Source organism: Bowmanella yangjiangensis (assembly GCF_017255015.1).
In the GTDB taxonomy this organism is placed as follows: Bacteria; Pseudomonadota; Gammaproteobacteria; order Enterobacterales; family Alteromonadaceae; genus Bowmanella; species Bowmanella yangjiangensis.
In genome coordinates, this window is sequence record NZ_JAFKCS010000103.1 from 1 (window position 1) to 2,688 (window position 2,688).

Below are 2,688 nucleotides of genomic sequence, written 5' to 3' on the forward strand. Positions count from 1 at the left end.
GGCGCCCCTGCTGTCCTTGTACAGGTCCGTCATCTTGGCTGACTTGTGCCCGAGCAGCGCTTGGGCATTGCGCCCCTCTGCCGCGTGCAGTCGTGCGGCCAGGGACCGCATCTCATGGAAGGTAGGCGGGTTGTCCGTCACCACGATGTCGCCGGCCTTGACCGCTGCGTCTCGTGCCTCGGCGAACTTCCTGCTGATCGTGTCGAGCATGATCGGGCTGCCGGCCTTGGCTTTGCTCACCGTGCGGGCGTGGTGCACCAGATGCTTCGACACCACGTTGTCACGGCACAGCTTGATGACGCCGGCAAGATCCAGGCCGATGCACTGCAGGCCTATCGAGGTGCTCAGCCGCAGCCGCTGCTTGGTCTTGTGCTGGATGACGAGCAGATGCCCGTCCTGCTCATCCTTGAACAGCATGGATGCGATATCCTCCCGCCGCTGGCCCGTGATCAAGGCCAGCTCCATCGCACGCTTCAGCCAAGCTGTACCGGCCTTGGCATGAATCGCCAGCCACACCTCCAGCGTCAGGCGCTCCCGCTTGACCTTGACCTTAGCAGCCTTGGTCACTTCGACCGGATTCCCCGCCGTCCATCCCGCCGCCATCGCCTCCATGAACACGTCACGCAGCAGAGACCGCATTGCGCGGCTCATGTGCGACTTACCGGCCTTGACCATCCCGCCCAGGTAGTCGGCAATCATGATCGTGGTGATGGCGTTGATGTCGTGCTTCCCGAATTCAGTATCGAGCCGCTTGATCCGCATCCGCAGATTGCGCTTGGTGTTGTCCTCGATTTCGCGCTCTTCGATGATCTGGCGGTATTCGGCAAGCCATTTGCTGAACAGGCGGCGCGCCGGTCGTTCGATGCGTTCGCGGAGGGTTGGCCCTGCTGGCAGAAGGATGTTCTCGGCAATGGCCGTAGCTACGGCCTGCTCCTTGTTCTTGCCGAGCCCGAAAAACTTCCCTGTCACCGGGTCTTTGTAGCTGTAGTAGATGACGCCGTTGCGGCCGTCTTTCTTGCGGTACAGGTTAGGCGGCAGGTCTTTCGATCCTTGCTTCCTTGGTCGCGGCGCCATAGCGTGCCCTCATGATCCTACTGTGCAGCGATCCATCATCCGGCAGCTCTACCGGCGCCTCAGGTTCGCAGTATCGTGCGTTCTCGTCCACCCGGTAGCAGCGGCCAACCTTCTGCGCTGGCGGGTCGAAACGGTTCGTCCTGGCCCACATGCGCAGCGTTGCCGGCGACGGTGCCGGGTCAAGGTGGGACTCGGCCCACTTCTCAAGCGTGATCAGTTTCATGCGGCCTCCTGCTGTTGCTCCAAGCTCCGCATTGCGTCGCGAACAGCAGAGACGACGCGAGTCAGGTACTCGTAGCGCGGGTTTGGTGCAAAGGCATGGTCAGACACCGCGTAGTGCCATTCGCTGCCGAACAGGGCGGTTAGCACTGCGTCTGCCTCGCTGCTGTGCATCAGCGACTCGGGACTTTCGAACTGCTCCAGGCATTCCGCGTCGTCGTAGATGCGTCTGGCCTCGTCTTGCTCGAGACGTCCGCATTCGTAGCGCCAGGTTTCACGCCCTCGGCGGCAGCCAATGGCTATCTTGCGAACGGCTTTCGTCAGCGCCTCGCCGGAAAAAACTGTTGGCTCCAGGCCTACGCCCCGGCGCAGGCAGCCGACCACATAGTCGACGCTCTCGTCGGCCACGAACTGCGCGACAGTGCGGTCGCCCATGCTGCCCCAGTACGTCGCCCAGGACTCGCCGTAGCATTCGATAGTGATCTTGCCCTGGCGCGTCTTGCGGCCTTCATTCTCGGCGCGCACGCCAAGGTCTTCGATGAACACGGTAACCGGATCCAGCTTGTATGGTTCTGTCATCAGGTCGGTGATCAGGAACTTGGTGACGCTGGTAGATTCGATTTTCATCGCTACGCTCCGAACTTGATCTTGACGCCGTTGCCCAGGCTGACAACGCCAGGCTCTTCGCCCATGACCTCTTTCATAAGGGCGTAGGTTTTCGGCGCCGACTTGGCCTTGCTCCAGTTCAGGCCTACTTCATCGAGGAAGCAGGCTTCGATATCTGGCCACCGGCCAATAAGGCGCCCCCAAACCACACCGAGCGCGGCGATCTTTTCGAAGTGCTCGCGCACCTCTGGCACTGCCTCCAGTAGCAGCAGGCAGCGGTTCAGGTCGTCCGGGTCGCTCGGGTATGAGCGGTCACTTGGCAGGCCGCATGCGGTCATGGCCATGGCCTTCGAAGAGGCGCCAACGCGGCCAGTTGCGATCCAGTTCAGGACTTTCGATTGAATTTCGGACACAGCAAATCCTCCCGCCCTATGTGGGCAGATAGAAAAGGGGATGGGGTGGGGTGTTACTTGATGCGGAGGCCTAAGCCGGTGGCGGTGATGGCGTCGGTAAACACGTCACAGCACTTGTTCCAGACAAGAGAGCCGTCACTGTCAGCCGTTGGAAACTTGCCGGGGTGCGAAATCTCCACCGCATCCAGGGCGGCGTTGAAGGCGCGCCAGGCCGATGGAACATGGGTAAGCCCTTGTCCTTTAAGCCACGCCTCGAAAACTTCGCGCCGCTTCTTCTCGATTTCAGGTGTCATTGCTGCCTCCTTGTTGCGCCTGGCGGTAAGCGGAAAGTGCTCCGCGAGCGACATTGCCGTACCTGCCGCAGCTGGCGTAATAC

At 61.2% G+C, this 2,688-nt stretch carries 5 protein-coding genes; all 5 read right to left on the reverse strand.

Annotated features, from left to right (window positions below):
• A partial coding sequence (locus J0A65_RS22185; RefSeq protein ID WP_206596498.1) for a phage integrase Arm DNA-binding domain-containing protein occupies positions 1-1,074 on the reverse strand: 1,074 nt, incomplete at its 3' end.
• Positions 1,028-1,297 carry an excisionase gene (locus J0A65_RS22190; protein ID WP_206596499.1) on the reverse strand — a complete coding sequence of 90 codons (270 nt, stop codon included), beginning with the start codon at positions 1,295-1,297 and terminating at the stop codon, positions 1,028-1,030. The genes J0A65_RS22185 and J0A65_RS22190, both read right to left, overlap by 47 nt.
• Positions 1,294-1,920 carry a hypothetical protein gene (locus J0A65_RS22195; RefSeq protein ID WP_206596500.1) on the reverse strand — a complete coding sequence of 209 codons (627 nt, stop codon included), beginning with the start codon at positions 1,918-1,920 and terminating at the stop codon, positions 1,294-1,296. Before J0A65_RS22195 ends, J0A65_RS22190 begins: the two co-directional genes overlap by 4 nt.
• A 2-nt stretch (positions 1,921-1,922) precedes the next feature.
• Positions 1,923-2,312: a hypothetical protein gene (locus tag J0A65_RS22200; RefSeq protein ID WP_206596501.1), complete on the reverse strand. Its 390-nt coding sequence runs from the start codon at positions 2,310-2,312 to the stop codon at positions 1,923-1,925.
• Positions 2,313-2,365: 53 nt separating this feature from the next.
• On the reverse strand, positions 2,366-2,688 hold a 323-nt coding region (locus J0A65_RS22205; protein WP_206596502.1), incomplete at its 5' end, for a hypothetical protein.

Bases quoted from the DNA above. Each gene is read 5' to 3' on its own strand.
- J0A65_RS22190 (WP_206596499.1), bottom strand. From the start codon at position 1,297: ATGAAACTGATCACGCTTGAGAAGTGGGCCGAGTCCCACCTTGACCCG.
- J0A65_RS22195 (WP_206596500.1), bottom strand. From the start codon at position 1,920: ATGAAAATCGAATCTACCAGCGTCACCAAGTTCCTGATCACCGACCTG.